Below are 16,820 nucleotides of genomic sequence, written 5' to 3' on the forward strand. Positions count from 1 at the left end.
TCCAAAAAACAAAAAATCTCCACAATATAAGTATATATATTTAGGAGATTTTTTTCAAGTATTATTTTAAAGCATCAACTATAGTATCAATATTATATTTAAACATTGAGATATAAGTATTTTCTTTTGTATTATCATCTCCTAATGAGTCAGAATACAACTCTCCACCTATTTTAACATTATGTCCTTTAGCTTTACAAGATTCAACTAAAGATTCAATAGTTTTCTTAGGAACTGAAGATTCAACAAAAACTGCTTTTATTTTTGTTTTAACCAAGAAATCTGAAAGTTTCTTTATATCAGCTGCACTTGCTTCTGATTCTGTACTGATTCCTTGAATAGCCTCTACCTTAAATCCGAATTCCTTTGCAAAATAATTAAAAGCATCATGAGCAGTAACTAAAACTCTTTGATTTTCAGGTAATTCAGAAACTTTTTTCTTTATATAATCAGAAAGTTCATCAAGTTCTTTTTCATATTTAGCAAGATTTTTATCTATTTCTTCAGCTTTTGAACTATCAGTTTTCTTCAAACCTTCTGCTACATTTTTCGCAGCTATTTTCCAGTTCTTAACACTAAACCAAATATGTGGATCATTAGGACCTGCTCCTTCTTCATCCCAAGGAAGTAATCTATCTGATGGAATATTTTTTGCTGCAGTTACAACGTTCTTATTTTGTTTTTCTAAACCTTGTAAAATTTCTCCCATTTGTCCTTCCAAATGTAATCCGTTTACAACTACAACATCTGCTTTTTCAAGTTTTTCAACATCTCCTGCTGTTGGTTTATATAAGTGAGGGTCAACTCCCGCTTTCATCATTCCCTCAACTTCAAAATTATCTCCACCTATTTGCTTTACTAAATCTGTAAGCATTGTACTTGTAGCAACAACTTTTTTCTTTGAAGTCTTTTGCTCAGTTTTCTTTTCTCTCTCTTTGTTTTTACTATCATCTTTTTTGGTACAAGCTCCCAAAACCCCAACGGAAAGTACCAATGCAAGTAATAATATAATTTTTTTTCTCATTTTTTCCCTCCTAAAAAATCTGTAAAGAATTTAATTTCTCTTACTCATATATATTACCACATTTTTTTAAAAATATCAATAATGATTATCTATTTCACAAATATTTTTTTATCTTTATTTTTGACTATAATTAAATGGATTTCTAATATGACAATAATAATGTGCTATATAATTTAAGTGATACATTTTCTTTTAAAACAAAAAAGTAGTATAAAAATTATACTACTTTTCATTCTAAAATTTTATTATTTCTTTTCTGTATATCCTTGTTTAATCAAGCCTTCTTCAGTCTTTTTCATACTAATCTTAACTTTTGCTGGGTCTTGGAAATTATTTCCTAAAACAGTTTTTGACTTTTCATAATCAAGATTTTCATAATCTATTTCGATATTTTCTACAAACTTTTCATCTTGATAATCAATAGATTCTTTTATACCTTGGATGCCTTGATATTTTTCTGCGATAGGTCCAACTATTTTTTGAAATTCTTCTTTAGTTCTAGCTGGCTTTAATTTTGCATATTCGCCTTCAACTACAGTATTTTGTTTAATAACCTTGTCTTCACTTTCAATATAAGTATAAGTAATAGTTGTTTTCATACCATCTTTTTCTAATTCGAAAGTTTTTGTAGGATTACTACCTTTACTTGAACAAGCAGTAGATAATACTACAACAGATATCATTAATAATGATAAAAGAATATTTTTTAATTTTCTCATAATTAACCTCCATATAAAAAATAATTCAGTTTATTTTATCATAAACACATATTTTTTTCAAATAGACCCAGGATAAAACACTGTATATTTTCATAATTTATACTAGTGTAAATTAGACATAAATTCTATAATATAAACTAAATTTTCACAAACCCACTAAATTACTGTAAAAGATTATCTTCTAAAATTTTATTACAATTTTGCAATAAAAAAGTAGTATAAAAATTATACTACTCTTTGTTCTAAAATTTTTCTATTTTTGTTCTTTATATCCTTTACCTAATAGCATTTCTTCAGTTTTTTTCATGCTAATTTTAGTCTTTGAAGGATCTGCAAATCCACTTCCAAGAACAGTTTTTGCTTTTTCATAGTCAATATTTTCATAATCAATTTCCAAATTTTCAATAAATTTATCATCTTGATAATCAATTGATTCTTTTATTCCTTGGATTCCTTGGTATTTTGCAGCAATTGGATCTAATACCTTTTGAACTGCTTCTTTTGTCTTAGTAGATGGCAATTGTTCATATATACCTTCATTTACAGTTGTTTGCTTAATAACTCTATCATCTTTTTCTATATAAGTATAAGTAATAGTTGTTTTTAAGCCATTCTTATCCAAAACAAAAGTTTTAGTTGCATTAGCTTCTTTACTTGAGCAAGCTGTTGCTAAAACTACAACTAAAAGCATAGCTACTGATAATAGTATCTTTCTAAATTTTTTCATAATTTTCCTCCGCGTAAAAATTTTATAATTAATTTTAACATATTAAAAAGTTTTTTTCAATCTAGTTTAAGTTCTAAACTAATCATATTATCACTAAATCTAAAATGAAAAAGACGATATTATATACCGTCTTTCAAATCGTACAAATATTATTTTTGTTCTTCAAATCCTTGTGATTTTAACATTTCTGCACTTTTTTCCATGCTAACTTTATTCGTGCTAGGATTTCCAGTGAACACCATTCCTGGAAGGCCTTTCGCCTTTTCATAATCAAAGTCTGTATAATCTACTTCAACTTCTTCAACAAATTTATCTTCTTGGATATCTAAAGTTTCTTTTAAACCTTTAATCCCTTGATATTTAGCAGAAACATCTTGTATTTGTTTCTTTAATTGTTCTATGTCTCTGCCTTGAAATGCTGAGAATAGAGCCTCAGTTTTACTTGTTTGTTTAACAACTTTGTCGTCCTTTTCAATATAAGTATAGACAAGAGTTACCTTAACACCATTTTGTTCCTTTACAAAAGTTTTTGTAGCAGTAGTTTCTTTACTTGAGCAAGCAGTTGATAATACTATAACAAAAAGCATTGCTAAAGATAACATAACATTTCTTAATCTTTTCATAATATTCCTCCATAAAAAATATATAAGTAATTTTATCACATAATAATCAATTTTTCAATTACTTATTGTAAAAAAATTTATAAAAACTCAACTAAAAAGCACTCTTACAAGTGCTTTTTAAACTATAATAATATTTTCCTACTAATCCCAACTTGGTGGGTTTGCTTTTGATTCCGTATTTTGGAAATATTCATATTCATGGAATCCTAACATTCTTGAAATTAAAACTATTGGGAAAGTTAACATTGATCTGTTAAATCTAGTAACAGTGTCATTGTAAATCATTCTGGAGTTCTTTACATCTTGTTCATAAGAGTCAATTTTATCCATAGTATTTAAATACACTGTATTAGCTTTTAATTCAGGATATGATTCAACTACAACAGCAAGTCTTGATAGAGCTTGAGTAAACATATTATCATCAGCTTCAATATCTTTTACAGAACTGTTACTATTTAATCCTCCTCTTGCTTGAACAACTTTTTCCAATGTTTCAGCTTCATGTTGTGAATATTTTTTAGTTGCATCAATCAAAGATTTTAAAGCATCCCATCTTGATTCAACATTTGCAGCTATTTGTCCCATAGCATTTTTTACCATTTCTCTAAGTCTTATTAATCTGTTATAACTTGAGATAATCCACAATACAAGTAGGACTACTACTGCAAGTACTACATATAAAACAGTCATATTTTTCTCCTTTCTAAATTTATATATTTCATTGAATATATACCCAACTATCTAGTTCCACCACCGGAACCACCACCAAAGGAGCCTCCGCCACCTCCGATACTTGAAAAGCCTCCGCCTCCGCCAGAGGAACTTTGAACACTTTTTGAGTAAGCGTCTAAAAAGTTACTAGAAAATACATGAGAATAAATCATAGCAGTATGCAACGAATAAACATCAACATCGTAACTTTCCAAAAATTCTGGAGATAATTTCTTTAATTGCTTTTCAACTTCTTCTGCAACATCAAAAAGAGTTGCATAAATCAATAAATCTTTCCAAACTTTTATTTCAGAAACTTCTCTTTCACTTAATAATGAGAAATCTTTTAAATAATTATAATACTTAATTAGACGAGCAGTAAAATCTTTACCTTTGTCACTATAAGTATATACATATTTATTTCTGCTATTTTTAACAAGCAAGTCATTTTGTGTTGCATAAGTAACAGATTCTTGTTTCAGACTTTCTTGTATAGCTTTAAACGCATTTTGATTTTTTGTCTTTCTTAAATATGCAGTAAATTCATTTTCCTGTAGTATTTCATCATCTCTAGCAGCTGCCTTAACCATATCAAATAATTTTCTCTCTGTAGAAGTCTCAAATTCGTAATTTGATTCAGAATTTATTTTCAAAGATAAAATTTCTCTTTTAAAGATAAATCCTTTTTCTTCAGTCATAGGTGTTAAAAGTTTGGTTTGAATCCACTTTAGAAAATAAGCCCTAATTATTGACTCTGGACCATCAAAACCCGCACATTTCAAAATATGGGATAATTTCCACCATTCTTTTTCAGGAATATCTCTGTAATACTCTCCTTTAAAATCTCCTTTTTTGTATCCACCTTTAAATTTCTTACTAGATGAGATTGCAGCAGAAGATCCAAAAAGAGCAATAAATAAAAATATTATGGCTTTAATTATTGTTCTGTAAGTAGCTTTAGATGTTTTTGTATTTTTAGTTGTATTTTTCTTATAACTTGAACCTTTAAATGCCATATCTTTATAATATGAAAAGTCTTTATCTATAACTTCTCCAGAAGTAAATTCTCCCTTATTCAACTGTGTTAAAACAGTTACATAATTAGAGCCAGAAAGTGCTGATAAACTAGTAAAAACTATATTTCCATCTAAAAATTCTATTTTTCCTTTATTACCAAATGCCCAAATCTTAGCATTAGTATTGTCAAATTTTCCTTCTGCCTTTGAAATAGTAACTTTTACTTCTTTTGGTGCTGCACTTAATCCGTCATTTACAAACTTCCAAAAAACCATATCCGAGTCAGTTAAAAGTTTTACAAAATTCGTAACCCTATATCTTAATACAAAAGTCTTTCTCTTATATTCTCCAAAACCAAAACAAAGCTCATACCCTTTTGTCGTTTTTACAACTCCAGACTTTTTTGCCTTTTGTTCTCTTGTTTGTTTTACATTCCAAGTCTGTAAACTCTCATAAGGAACTTCTTTTCCTTCTTGAATTTCAGAAACTGTAAAATTTAATATTTCACTTTTCCCTAAATTTTCTATAGGAATATAGTATTCTGTTCCTTTAGTTGGCATAAAATCCATAATACTTTCAATATCAGCACTTCCGTCTTTATTAATTTTAACTTTAATTTCATTCTTATAAAAAGTGTCTGCGAAAGAATTATTGGAAGAAATTATAAAAATGCCAACTATTATAAATGAGAATATAAAAAGTCTCCTGATAATACTTTTAAAATTTTTCATAAGCCTCCTATATTTCCTTAAAATCATTATCTATTTTGTCTTAAATACTATTAACGAGTTCCTCCACCATCTCCGCCACCGAAGGAATCATCTCCACCGCCGATGCTTGTAAAGCCTCCACCTCCATCAGAAGCCTCTTCAACACTTCTTGAATAAGCATCTACGAAATCATTAGAGAATGCATTAGAATAAATAACTGCCGTATGCAATGATTCTACATCCATATCTATATTTCTCAAAAATTCCGGAGATAATTTCTTTAATTGTTTTTCAACTTCATCTGCAACATCATAAAGCGTTGCATAAATTAACAAGTTTTTCCAAACTTTTATCTCTGAAATTTCTCTCTCACTCAATAATGAAAAATCTTTCAAATAATTATAATTTTTTACTAATTTTGCAGTAAATTCTTTGCCTTTTTCACTATAAGTATGAGAATATTTTCCTTTACTACTTTTTTCAAAAAGATCATTTTTACTTGCATATTCATTGGATAGTTCTTCTAAATCTTCTTCTATTGATTCAAATTCTTCTTGATTATCCGTATCTTCCAAATAATCAGAAAACTCATTTTCTTGTAAGATTCCATCAGCTCCGGCAGCACCTACAAACATAGCAAATAGTTTTCTCTCTACTTTTTCTTCGAAATCATTGTTAAAACCGCTCTTTATTTTCAAAGCCAATGTGTCTTTTTTAAAAATAAGTCCCTTTTCTTCAGTTACAGGTATTAATATTTTTTCTTGTATCCATTTTAGAAAATATGCTCTAATTATCGATTCTTGACCATCGAAACCTATATCTTCTAAAATATCGGACAATTTCCACCATTCTTTTTCAGGAATATCTCTGTAATATTCTCCTTTAAAGTCTCCTTTTTGATATCCATTGCTCTTTTTCTTGCCAAATATTTTAACAAGAGCAACAATGGCAACAATTATACCTCCTGCAACATAAAAAATCTTATTGCTACTTTTTTTATCGGCTTTTTTAGTATAATCGGAGCCTTTAAAAGCTAAATCTTGATAATATGAAAAATCTTTATTTATAGTTTCACCAGAGGTAAACTCTCCTTTATTAATCTGAGTTAAAATAGTTACATAATTAGAACTAGAAAGACCTGTTAAACTATTAAAAACTATTTTTCCATCTAAAAATTCAATCTTTCCCTTATTTCCAAAAGCCCAAATCTTTGAATTTGAATTGTCGAATTTACCTTCAGCTTTAGAAATAGTAATTTTCACTTCTTGTGGCGCTGAATTTAATCCCTTATTGACAAATTGCCAATAAACCATATCAGAGTCTTTTAAAAGTTTTACAAAATTTGTAACCCTATATCTTAAAACAAAAGTTTTTCTCTGATACTCACCAAATCCAAAACAGAGTTCATAACCATTTTTAGTCTTTACAACTCCGGCTTTCTTTGCTTTTTGTTCTCTAGATTGTTTTACATTCCAAGTTTTTAAAGTTTCATAAGGAACTTCTTTTCCTTCTATAATTTCAGAAACATCATAGTTTAAAATTTCACTTTTTCCTAAATTTTCTATAGGAATATAGTATTCAGTTCCTTTAGATGGTTCAAAATCCATAATACTTTCAACATCGGCACTTCCGTCTTTATTAATCTTAACATTAATTTCATTCTTATAAAAAGTGTCTGCAAAAGAATTATTGAAAGGTATTACAAACAAAGTTAATAAAACAATGGAAAATGCAAAAACTTTTTTTGCTAAATTTTTAAGATTTTTCATAAGACTTAACCTCCTATTTCAATCTTCTCAAAATTTCTCCCTTACCTAAAATTTCTAAAATATTTGAAAGTTCAGGTCCGTGAACTTGACCTGTAAGCAATGCTCTAACAGGCATATACAAGTCTTTGCCCTTAAAACCTGATGCCTTTTGAACTTTTTTCATAAAGCCCTTAGCAATCTCTTCATCAATTTCGTCAATTTGAGATAATTCTTCCTTGATTTTTTCCTTTAAAATTCCTATATGTTCTACATTTCTCATTTCTAAAGCATCAGCCTCAACTTCAACTTCTTCAAATAAGAATCTTGATTGATCTACAATTTCAGGAAGTCTTGAAATAGACTCTTGGAAAGTCTTTGTGATAAGCTCAAGTCTCTTTTCACAAATATCTTCTTTTATAAAACCAGCTTCAACCAAATAAGGTTTAACAAGTTTTGCAAGTTCTGAAACTTCCATCTTTCTAATGTATTGAGCATTAACCCAATCTAATTTATCTACATCAAAAACTCCACCAGATTTTGAAACTCTATCGAAAGAGAATTGTTTAACCATTTCATCTAAGGATAAAATTTCTTCATTACTTTCAGGACTCCAACCTACAAGAGCAAGATAATTTATAAGTGCTTCTGGTAAATATCCTTTTAATCTAAAATCTTCAACAGACGCATCATCATTTCTCTTGGATAATTTCTTTCCACTCTTATTTAAAACTGTTGGTAAATGAACAAAAGTAGGCTTTTCAAAGCCAAGAGCTTCATAAAGATAAATATGTTTTGGAGTTGATGAAATCCATTCATCTCCCCTTACAATATGAGTAATTCCCATTAAATAGTCATCAACAACTACTGCAAAATGATAAGTTGGATAACCGTCAGCCTTAATTAAAACTTGGTCATCCATATCATTTGTATTTATTGTAATTTTGCCTTTGATTACATCTTCAAAAACAATATCTCTATTTTCCGGTAATTTTAATCTGATAACATAACTTTCGCCGTTTGCAATTCTCTTTTTAGCATCTTCAATGCTAACGCCTCTACAAAGTCCGTCATATCTTGGAATTTTTCCATCAGCCTTTTGTTGATTTTTTATATCATCAAGTCTTTCCTTGCTACAAAAACAATAATAAGCATATCCCTTTTCAATAAGTTCCTCTGCATATTTATTGTAAATTCCCTTTTCAACTCTTTCAGATTGAATATATGGACCACAATCTCCAACTTCTGTAATCTTATCATTTTCATCAAGACAAACCCCTTCATCTGCCTCAACTCCTGCCCACTTAAGTTCGTGAATTAAATTTTCTATAGCTCCTTCAACATATCTTGTTCTATCAGTATCTTCAATTCTAAGCAAAAACTTTCCTCCATTTTGCTTAGCATATAAATAATTATATAAAGCAGTCCTAAGTCCTCCTATATGTAAATATCCTGTTGGACTTGGTGCAAAACGTAATCTAACCATTCCTTTTTCCCTCCTAAAAAATAAACATAAACTTACAATAATTATATATTAATTGCACTATTTTGTAAAGAATTAGTACAAAAAACATAATTAATTTCATACACAAAAAAAGACGTTATCTCTACCGTCAAAAATTCTATAAATTTTTTTATATTTAACAATTTTAATTTATCAATCTAAAATAAACTCATATTCTCTATATATTTTTCCATCTTTAAAATCAAAAATATCCAAAGAACGAACACCAAAATTATTTACTAAATAAGTGGCTATTCTATTTCCGCTTTTAGAAATCTGCATATCTATACACGAAAATTTAGAATCCGTATTTAGATATGCATTTTTTATAGTTTTCATATAATTTTCTATTCCAACAATTTTTTTCTTTTCTTTGCTGAACAATTCCCAACATACTTCTTGATGTAAAAACTGTTTGTACAATTCCCAATTACGCTCATTTTCAGCCTTAAAAAAAGTATATAAAATATCTCTATTATCCATAATTTCTCTGCTTTCATTAAATTCTAAATTATCAAAATACTAAATACGTTTATTCATTAGTTTTGTGATATTGTAACATATTTTTCCAACCGGACTTGCTTTCCTTTACAATAGGAAAGAACGGATAACAGTGAAACAAATTTTCTCCTATTTCTGAAATCACGTTAACTCCATCATTCTCAAGTTTATCTTTTATCCTATCATATGCAGCATAAAGCACTTCATCACTTCCATAAGAAAGATAGACTTCCTCTACTCCGTGATAATCACCCTTTTCAAGATACAGCATATACTCTGGCATATCTTTTCCATGAGCCATAATTTTACCAAAAATTTTAACAAATGATAAAGTCAATAAAATATCTTTTTTATCAAGAATTTCTCCTTTTTTTATCAAATCTTCATCTTTAAAACATTCTCCTGGAGATGATGCATATATTTTCTTTGGAACTTCAATATCTTTCTTTGAAATATTTATATATGATACAAGTCCTAATGCAAGAGTTGCACCGGAAGAACTTCCTGTAACAAGAATATCTGAAACATTATATTCATTAAGCATTGACTTATATAAACTATACATCCATTCATACACTTCATCAATTGTATGATTTATACATAGTGGATAATATGGAATAACCATATTACGACCACTTTCAAGAGCTACCTTTAAAGCTGTTTTAATAGAATTCTTACTTGGATGCATAATCATCCCTCCTCCTATTATAAATAGACAAGCTTTTTTTGTCGGCTTTTTATGTGTTATATACACAACCTTTGCTCCATTAAACTCTTTGATTTCATAGTTGATTTCATTATGAGAAAGAACTGGAATTTTTGTTTTTTTCATTCTCTTTCTAGCGTTTGAAATAATTTCTGTTTCACTTTTATTAAAATATCTTTTAACTCCAATAAGTTTAATAATCACTTTTAAAAAACGATATTTCAAAGATAACTTAGACATTTTTCATTCCTCCTAAATTTGTAATTTAACTATTTCTTTCTTGCAACAAAATAATATCTGTGAATTCTACCTCTAATTACTCCTTCTTTTTCAAGAATTTCCTGTGCTTTAAAGAGATTTTCTTTATACTTTTCAACTTCAAAATAAGGAAATTCCCAATCTATAATCCTTGCAAACCAAACTAGAGCTCCAACATCATAAAACTCTATCGGTCTATAAGTTTCTGCTTCTTCAACAATCTCAAAACCATTTTCTATAAATTCTTCTTTTGAAATATTCAGATAAGCTTTAGGAAATGGAATATCAACATCTCCTATTAAAAGTTCCACTAATTCTCTGTCATTTTCTGCACCAACCTGTTGTGTAAGAAATAATCCTCCACTTTTAAGAACTCTTTTAAGCTCATTAATATTATATTCACCATGTCTATTTGTAATAATATCAAAATAATTATCTTTAAAAGGAAGTTCATCACCACCATCGGCTGGTTTAAAATCTATTCCCAAAGGAATAAGTCTCTCCTCACATATCTTAATATTTGGCTCATAGCCTTCAATTGCTGAAGTATATTTAGGATTTAGTAGAAAAGATAAAAGAAATTCTCCACCACCTGTTTCCATATCCAACAAATAATCACTTTCTCTTAAATAAGATTTTATAATGCTCGCAAAATCCCATGGAATATCATCTTCTTCTCTATATCTTTCTCTAATATGAGAAAAATCCCAGCCCTTAATATGGGCAATTTCCTGCTCATGTAACCATTCATTTAAAAGTGTCTTTTTATCCATATTTTTCTCCTTAAATATCTATTTTATTTATCTAACAATTGAATTATCCGTCATCAAATTAGCTATATGATGAGGAATCATAGAAACTTGCATTGACATTTCAACATAATAATTTTTATCTATACATTCATCCCAATACTCAAGATGCTTTTTATCTATCCACGAATCAGACTCTTCTACTCTTATTCCATTTTCTCCCTGAATTGAATACCAATAAAGATACTCTTCATCATCACATTTTTCTCTAAAAATAGTTTCTACATACATTCTCTCTCCGCCCAAAGTAAGTAATACTTCCTCCATGTTTTCATTTAAAAAATTCATCCACTTATCTACTACTTCCGACTTACCTTTTCTGACACGAAATCGTGATAATTCTATATTCATACTTTTCCCCCAAAAATAGTACTTTTTTTTATATTTGACTTTCTAAAAATTTACAATATTCTAAATTATCTTCTGTAATTTTATCACAATGCCCATAACCTTCCCATACTTTTAATTTAACATAAGGTAGTTTTTTGGGTATCACCTTCTTCGCTTCTTTATAATCAAACTCTTTAGAACCATAACAAAAAATCAGCTTTTCTTGCTCATCCTTAGATAAATCTGGAATTTTTACAAAAGAACAGTCGTGAATTATATTCACAATACTTTCATCATCCATCCTTATAAAAGACTCTGCCATTATTTTACCAAATTCCGCTCCATATAGAGTAGTCATTTTTTTTACAGCAAAATTCTTATCTTTAAGAGCTTTCTTATGTTTTCTCAAAAAAATTTTCTTAAAAAGAAAATCTAAAAAATAGGCTTTTTGCCACAAACTAGCTCCTTCAAAAACACATTTATCTATAATTATATCCTTGCTATTTAATAAATTTAACAATACTACTCCACCTAAAGAGGCTCCAAAAGCTAAATTTATCTTATCTATTCCGTTTTCAATTAAATAATTCTTTATTTTATTAGCTTCCATTTCCGCTGACTTATATACTTCTCTTGACTTTCCATGTGCTGATAAGTCCGGAATTATATATCTATAATCCCCTAATATATTGTCAGCAATTAAAAATTTCATTCCCTCAGCAGAAGATAACATAGGATGAATAAGTAATATTACCTTTTCGCCACCCTCATTAATATCAACAAAATTCATTTTTTGCTCCTTAATTTCCGTATTATCAATAATCTTTTTAATTTAATTCTATTATACCACTTGTTACAATTCTAATCTATATATAAATTTAAAAGAGAGTGATTTCTCACTCTCTCAAATAGTTTTTTGCTTGCAAATTAGAAAAATTTATACAAAAATGTATATTAATCTTTATTGGAGCTTTAGGAGATCTTCAGAGCAACTGTATCTTTTGATACAATTGCCCCGTCAGACCTACTATTGCTTGTAAACAAGCAAAGTTAGGGCTAGATTGACTTCGTTTCACTTCACTCGAGATGACATGTTGGGGGCATTACTTTGCAAGTTGCTATGACGTGAAATATTTAGTTTCATATAATATTTTTATTAATTATAAATTTTTTTTAAACACTTAGTATACTTTTTGAATTTTTGAAAATTATTTACTTTTGACGTCTTGCCACTAATAAAAGAATTTTACTTTATACGTCATCTCGACCAACGTGGAGAGATCTCATACTTTTGCTTTAGAAAAAGTAAATGTATCGAAGATACATAAAATAGATTTGTCATTTTTCTCACATAAAAAAGACGGTATATCTACCGTCAAAAATATTAACATAAAAAATTCAATTTTTCGATATTTTTTCCCATCTTTTGTTTATTACTAAACTTCTAATTTTACTATTTCTTTCTTGCAACAAAATAATATCTGTGAATTCTACCTCTAATTACTCCTTCTTTTTCAAGAATTTCCTGTGCTTTAAAGAGATTTTCTTTATACTTTTCAACTTCAAAATAAGGAAATTCCCAATCTATAATCCTTGCAAACCAAACTAGAGCTCCAACATCATAAAACTCTATCGGTCTATAAGTTTCTGCTTCTTCAACAATCTCAAAACCATTTTCTATAAATTCTTCTTTTGAAATATTCAGATAAGCTTTAGGAAATGGAATATCAACATCTCCTATTAAAAGTTCCACTAATTCTCTGTCATTTTCTGCACCAACCTGTTGTGTAAGAAATAATCCTCCACTTTTAAGAACTCTTTTAAGTTCATTAATATTATATTCACCATGTCTATTTGTAATAATATCAAAATAATTATCTTTAAAAGGAAGTTCATCACCACCATCGGCTGGTTTAAAATCTATTCCCAAAGGAATAAGTCTCTCCTCACATATCTTAATATTTGGCTCATAGCCTTCAATTGCTGAAGTATATTTAGGATTTAGTAGAAAAGATAAAAGAAATTCTCCACCACCTGTTTCCATATCCAACAAATAATCACTTTCTCTTAAATAAGATTTTATAATGCTCGCAAAATCCCATGGAATATCATCTTCTTCTCTATATCTTTCTCTAATATGAGAAAAATCCCAGCCCTTAATATGGGCAATTTCCTGCTCATGTAACCATTCATTTAAAAGTGTCTTTTTATCCATATTTTTCTCCTTAAACTCCTACTTTTTTTATCTAACAATTGAATTATCCGTCATCAAATTAGCTATATGATGAGGAATCATAGAAACTTGCATTGACATTTCAACATAATAATTTTTATCTATACATTCATCCCAATACTCAAGATGCTTTTTATCTATCCACGAATCAGACTCTTCCACTATTATTCCATTTTCTCCTTGAATTGAATACCAATAAAGATACTCTTCATCATCACATTTTTATCTAAAAATAGTTTCGACATACATTTTCTCTCCGTCCAAAGTAAGTAATACTTCCTCAATGTTTTCATTTAAAAAATTCATCCACTTATCTACTACTTCCGACTTCCCTTTTCTGACACGAAATCGTGATAATTCTATATTCATACTTTCCTCCAAAAATATTATATTTAATTAAACAAATAAGGATTTATTAAAATCTATAAATCAGACAAAACTTTGTCAATATCTAATAAGAACTTTGATATACAATTTTTTAATTCGTATAATGTATCTGTGTTAAATTTGCTTGGAATATCTGATTCGAGATATTCTTCACTCCATTGCTCATTATCCCATATATTAGTAGAAGTTTTACAAGAAAAATAGTATTTTTGTGTGCCATTAGATATAATACACATTATAGGAATTGTTCCGGATTCCTTTGTATATTTTTTATAGTATGCATATATCGTTTTATTTTTTTGCTCATCTAATAAAAGGGTAAAAAATACACTTTCTAATATGCTGTCTGATTGTTTGATAATTTCTTCGTGAATCCATGGTGCATATAACAAACCAGCAAGCAACTCATTGCCATATTTATTTGCTACACTCATCCAATAGCTCTCCTCTTTTTTCATCTTATCTTCAAAATCATCGGGTGATAACAATTCATATTCTTGATGCTTGCAGTTAAAACCATGCCATTTTCTATATGGTAATGTTGCTTCTATTAGAATCCATTTATTATTATCCCGAACAGCAGCACATATATGGTCTTGTTCGTCTCCATAACAATCTTTATGTATATATGCATATTTTACTTCATATTCTAATTTTTGAAATACTGAAACCAATAAATTTGAATAATCACCGCAAGTTCCAGCCTGCATTGAAATAACATCTAAATCACTTCTTTGCAAAGGAAAAAACGGAGCGTTTAATCTACTGTATCTTACATTTTTATCAAACCAATTAAATAGTTCTTCACATACAGCTTTAATACTACTTCTATCCTTAATGTTTTTTTGGATAAACTCATCTATCACTTTATCATCAGAATGAATATATGTCATTTTACCTCTCCAATACAAATTCTTAATTATAATTTTTCGATACTCATACCTTATACTTTACTTACATTCTCACAAATTTAACTCTATTATACCACTTGTTACAATTCTAATCTATAAAAATTTAAAAGAGAGTGATTTATCACTCTCTCAAATAGTTTTTTACTTGAAAATTAGAAAAATTTATACAAAAATGTATATTAATCTTTATTGGAGCTTTAGGAGATCTCTCGACTACGCTCGAGATGACGTGTTGGAAGCATTACTTTACAAGTTGCTATGACGTGAAATATTTAATTTCATATAATACTTTTAATAATTATAAATTTTTTTCAAACACTTAGTATATTTTTTGAATTTTTGAAGATTATTTACTTTTGACGTCTTGCCATTAAACGAAGATTTCTCCTTATACGTCATTTCGACTGGAGCGTTAGCGAAATGGAGAAATCTCATAGTTTTGCTTGTAAACAAGCAAAACTAAATGTATTGAAGATAAGTCAGATATAAAATTTTCATACTAAATGAAACTTTAGAAATTTTGTATAAATAGCTATAACTATTTTGTTTTTTTAGACTTTTATAAAACTTACTATTATTTGCAAACAAATAATAGTAATTAGATCTCTCGACTACGCTCGAGATGACGTGTTGGGGGCATCACTTTGCAAGTTGCTATGACGTGAAATATTTAGTTTAATATAATTTTTTTAATAATTAAAAAATTTTTTCAAACACTTGGTATTTTTTAGAATTTTTGAAGATTATTTACTTTTGACGTCTTGCCATTAAACGAAGATTTCTCCTTATACGTCATCTCGACCAACGCGGAGAGATCTCATAGTTTTGCTTGCAAACAAGCAAAACTAAATGTATCGTAGATACATAAAATAATAAATTATTTTTTACAACAAAAAAGACAGCATCTCAACCGTCTAATTTCTTTTAATTAAAACACAAAATCTACTAATTCTAAAAAACAATAAACTTTGACTCGTTTTTATTTCTATTAATTTTTTTCAATCCTATTTTTATAAATGGATTTTTTGCTTTACTTATACGAGCATTGTTATGACAAGCCTTTACACAAGCCATGCAAACAATACAAGCATTCTTGTCAGTTACAATATTATTATCTATACAAGCTTTAGGACATTTTTTTATACAAACACCACAATTATCACAAAGCTCGTAATCAGTTTTAGGAATAGTAAATATTCTTCTCCCAGTATGTACAGGTTTTATATCAGCAACTTTGCCTATAAATCTATCAAATAAGCTTAAGCTTTTATTCTTTTCTATATTATTTTTTAATCCCTCTTTTATAGCCTTTCCAAATGAAATTGCCATATTAATATCTTCTGCATTCGGTCTATTTATAGCAACAGGTAGTTCTTTTGTTGAAAAAGAATGTTCTCCAACAAACTCTCCATAACCCACAACATTGCCATTATTCTTTTTTACTATAGAAACAATCTCTCTTTTTGAAAACATAATTGCAGCATTTCCATATAGTAAAACTATAGCGACAGCTTTATTATTAAAATCAATATTCTTTATATAATTTCTAAATTCTTTATACAAAAATCCACCATAAACTGGTGCCCCTAAAATAATTAAATCATCTTTAGTAGTGTCAATTTTTTCTTTCTTTGAAATTCTATTATCCTTTGTTAAATCAACATACTCTACTTGCTTTGACTCAATCCCTTTAATCACATTCTTAATTATTTTTTTAGTAGTTCCTGTAGGTGAAAAATAAATTACCTTAACTTTTGGAGAAAAAGATTCTCTCTCATCCAAAATATTATCATCTAAAGAAAAATCAAAATTTTGATGACTCTTATATTCCATGGCACTACTCATATCTGTTCGCCTCTTTTCAACTTTAGTAACATTATTTTAAATATACCCTTTGCCAAATTT

At 28.4% G+C, this 16,820-nt stretch carries 16 protein-coding genes and 1 pseudogene; all 17 read right to left on the reverse strand.

All coding sequences use genetic code 11. The features are described 5' to 3' along the window. Positions 1-61: 61 nt before the first annotated feature. On the reverse strand, positions 62-1,024 hold the full coding sequence (locus VJI77_RS04435; RefSeq protein WP_323988428.1) for a metal ABC transporter solute-binding protein, Zn/Mn family: 963 nt from the start codon (positions 1,022-1,024) through the stop codon (positions 62-64). Between the two features lie 245 nt (positions 1,025-1,269). Further along, the gene (locus VJI77_RS04440) at positions 1,270-1,743 is read right to left on the reverse strand and encodes a YehR family lipoprotein (protein WP_009355006.1); all 474 of its coding nucleotides are present in this window, start codon (positions 1,741-1,743) and stop codon (positions 1,270-1,272) included. Positions 1,744-1,996: 253 nt separating this feature from the next. Further along, positions 1,997-2,470, reverse strand: coding sequence for a YehR family lipoprotein (locus VJI77_RS04445; RefSeq protein WP_323988429.1), 474 nt, complete (start codon positions 2,468-2,470; stop codon positions 1,997-1,999). 149 nt (positions 2,471-2,619) lie between these two features. Next, on the reverse strand, positions 2,620-3,093 hold the full coding sequence (locus VJI77_RS04450) for a YehR family lipoprotein (protein ID WP_009354514.1): 474 nt from the start codon (positions 3,091-3,093) through the stop codon (positions 2,620-2,622). Between the two features lie 141 nt (positions 3,094-3,234). Beyond that, positions 3,235-3,783 (reverse strand): LemA family protein, encoded by a 549-nt coding sequence (locus VJI77_RS04455; RefSeq protein ID WP_323988431.1) that lies wholly within the window; start codon positions 3,781-3,783, stop codon positions 3,235-3,237. A gap of 47 nt (positions 3,784-3,830) precedes the next feature. Continuing rightward, positions 3,831-5,552, reverse strand: coding sequence for a DUF2207 family protein (locus tag VJI77_RS04460; RefSeq protein ID WP_323988432.1), 1,722 nt, complete (start codon positions 5,550-5,552; stop codon positions 3,831-3,833). Between the two features lie 50 nt (positions 5,553-5,602). Continuing rightward, entirely contained in the window at positions 5,603-7,300 is a 1,698-nt protein-coding gene (locus VJI77_RS04465) for a DUF2207 family protein (protein WP_323988433.1), read from the reverse strand. Positions 7,301-7,313: 13 nt separating this feature from the next. Continuing rightward, complete coding sequence (gene gltX / locus VJI77_RS04470) at positions 7,314-8,762, reverse strand: glutamate--tRNA ligase (protein WP_323988434.1); 1,449 nt, start codon at positions 8,760-8,762, stop codon at positions 7,314-7,316. 171 nt (positions 8,763-8,933) lie between these two features. Beyond that, positions 8,934-9,263 (reverse strand): nuclear transport factor 2 family protein, encoded by a 330-nt coding sequence (locus VJI77_RS04475; RefSeq protein WP_323988435.1) that lies wholly within the window; start codon positions 9,261-9,263, stop codon positions 8,934-8,936. A gap of 49 nt (positions 9,264-9,312) precedes the next feature. Further along, complete coding sequence (locus tag VJI77_RS04480; protein ID WP_323988436.1) at positions 9,313-10,227, reverse strand: alpha/beta hydrolase fold domain-containing protein; 915 nt, start codon at positions 10,225-10,227, stop codon at positions 9,313-9,315. 29 nt (positions 10,228-10,256) lie between these two features. Beyond that, the gene (locus VJI77_RS04485) at positions 10,257-11,018 is read right to left on the reverse strand and encodes a class I SAM-dependent methyltransferase (protein ID WP_323988438.1); all 762 of its coding nucleotides are present in this window, start codon (positions 11,016-11,018) and stop codon (positions 10,257-10,259) included. Positions 11,019-11,045: 27 nt separating this feature from the next. Further along, complete coding sequence (locus tag VJI77_RS04490) at positions 11,046-11,405, reverse strand: DUF6176 family protein (protein WP_323988440.1); 360 nt, start codon at positions 11,403-11,405, stop codon at positions 11,046-11,048. Between the two features lie 28 nt (positions 11,406-11,433). After that, positions 11,434-12,174 carry an alpha/beta hydrolase gene (locus tag VJI77_RS04495; RefSeq protein WP_323988441.1) on the reverse strand — a complete coding sequence of 247 codons (741 nt, stop codon included), beginning with the start codon at positions 12,172-12,174 and terminating at the stop codon, positions 11,434-11,436. A gap of 663 nt (positions 12,175-12,837) precedes the next feature. Next, a complete protein-coding gene (locus VJI77_RS04500) occupies positions 12,838-13,599 on the reverse strand; it encodes a class I SAM-dependent methyltransferase (protein ID WP_323988438.1) in 762 nt (253 codons plus the stop codon). A gap of 27 nt (positions 13,600-13,626) precedes the next feature. After that, positions 13,627-13,986, reverse strand: a pseudogene (locus tag VJI77_RS04505) (DUF6176 family protein). A gap of 53 nt (positions 13,987-14,039) precedes the next feature. Beyond that, positions 14,040-14,897, reverse strand: a complete 858-nt coding sequence (locus VJI77_RS04510; RefSeq protein ID WP_323988442.1) for a transglutaminase domain-containing protein — start codon at positions 14,895-14,897, stop codon at positions 14,040-14,042. A 969-nt stretch (positions 14,898-15,866) separates the two neighbouring features. Beyond that, positions 15,867-16,760 carry a flavodoxin domain-containing protein gene (locus tag VJI77_RS04515; protein WP_323988443.1) on the reverse strand — a complete coding sequence of 298 codons (894 nt, stop codon included), beginning with the start codon at positions 16,758-16,760 and terminating at the stop codon, positions 15,867-15,869. Between the last annotated feature and the right edge of the window lie 60 nt (positions 16,761-16,820).

Origin of the sequence: Parvimonas sp. D2, assembly GCF_035282635.1 — a bacterium.
In the GTDB taxonomy this organism is placed as follows: Bacteria; Bacillota; Clostridia; order Tissierellales; family Peptoniphilaceae; genus Parvimonas.